The sequence below is a fragment of the Lysobacter sp. DMC104 genome (assembly GCF_056313665.1).
Genome location: NZ_JBQUZW010000031.1, coordinates 1 through 1,250, shown reverse-complemented (window position 1 = coordinate 1,250; position 1,250 = coordinate 1). Strand labels below are relative to the sequence as shown.

The window sequence follows — 1,250 nt, the reverse complement described above, 5'->3', positions numbered from 1 at the left end:
GGGTGTGTCAGATTTTTTGTGTGCTCGGGGCGGACATCGATTCAGGGCAGTTCACGTGGTCTTGTGAAGCGGTCACCGTAGATTACGGCGAACTGGTTCATCGCGGCTTTCCAGATGATCGACGGGTTGCGCCATTGCGCCGTGATGTTGCGCAGCGCCAGCCAGATCAGCTTGGTCGCGGCATCGTCGCCCGGGAAGTGGCCCCGGGTCTTGATGATCTTGCGAAGCCGGCTGTGGATGCTTTCGATCGCATTCGTCGTGTAGATGATGCGGCGAACCTCCGGCGGGAATGCGAAGAACGGCACCACCTGCGTCCATGCCCGGCGCCAGGCTGGCGCGACCGTCGGAACCTTCTTCGCCCACGGACTGGCTTCGAAACACGCCAGTTCGGTCTCGGCCGCTTCCGCTGTCGGTGCCGTGTAGATCGGCCTGAGCGCGTGTGACAGCGCCGTGCGGTCCTTGTGGCCGGCATACGACAGGCTGCTGCGGATCAGATGCACGATGCAGGTCTGCAGCGTGGCCTGCGGAAACACCGCTTCCAGCGCCGTCGAGATGCCCTTGAGCCCGTCGGCGACGCCAATCAGGATGTCTTCCACGCCCCGGGTCTTCAGGTCATTGAACACCCGCATCCAGAACTTCGCGCCTTCGGTGTTCTCGATCCACAGCCCCAGGATATCGCGCGTGCCGTCGGCCAGAATCCCCAGCGCCAGGTACACGGCCTTGTTCCTCACCACCCCGTCTTCACGCACCTTCACCCGCAGCGCGTCGAAGAACACCACCGGATACATCGGCTCCAGTGGCCGCGTCTGCCAGGCGTGGACTTCCCCCATCACCTCGTCGGTGACCTTGCTGATGAAGTCCGGCGACACCTCCACCGCGTACATCTCGGCCAGGTGCGCCTGGATCTCCCGCACCGTCATGCCTCGGGCATACATCGACACGATCCTCTCGTCGAACCCGGCAAACCGGCGCTCGTGCTTGGGGATCAGCTGCGGCTCGAACGTGCCCGCACGGTCCCGCGGCACATCGATCCGGATCGGCCCCTCATCGGTCAGCAAGGTCTTGCTGCTGCGTCCATTGCGATGGTTCGACACGCCCGCGTCCGGACCGGTCAGGTGCATGCCCAGTTCAGCCCCCAGGGCACGCTCGATCACGGCCTTCTTCAGGCGCTGGAACACCGCCTCGATACCGGCGGCATCCATCGGGCCCGGGATCCACTTCTCCAGCAACTCGGCCGGAATGTCGAGGGG

General features: G+C 64.3%; 1 protein-coding gene. It reads right to left on the bottom strand.

Features of this window, described 5'->3' with window-relative positions:
* Positions 1 to 41 precede the first annotated feature (41 nt).
* A complete protein-coding gene (locus tag ACT53R_RS19605; RefSeq protein WP_476173597.1) occupies positions 42 to 1,241 on the bottom strand; it encodes an IS256 family transposase in 1,200 nt (399 codons plus the stop codon).
* Between the last annotated feature and the right edge of the window lie 9 nt (positions 1,242 to 1,250).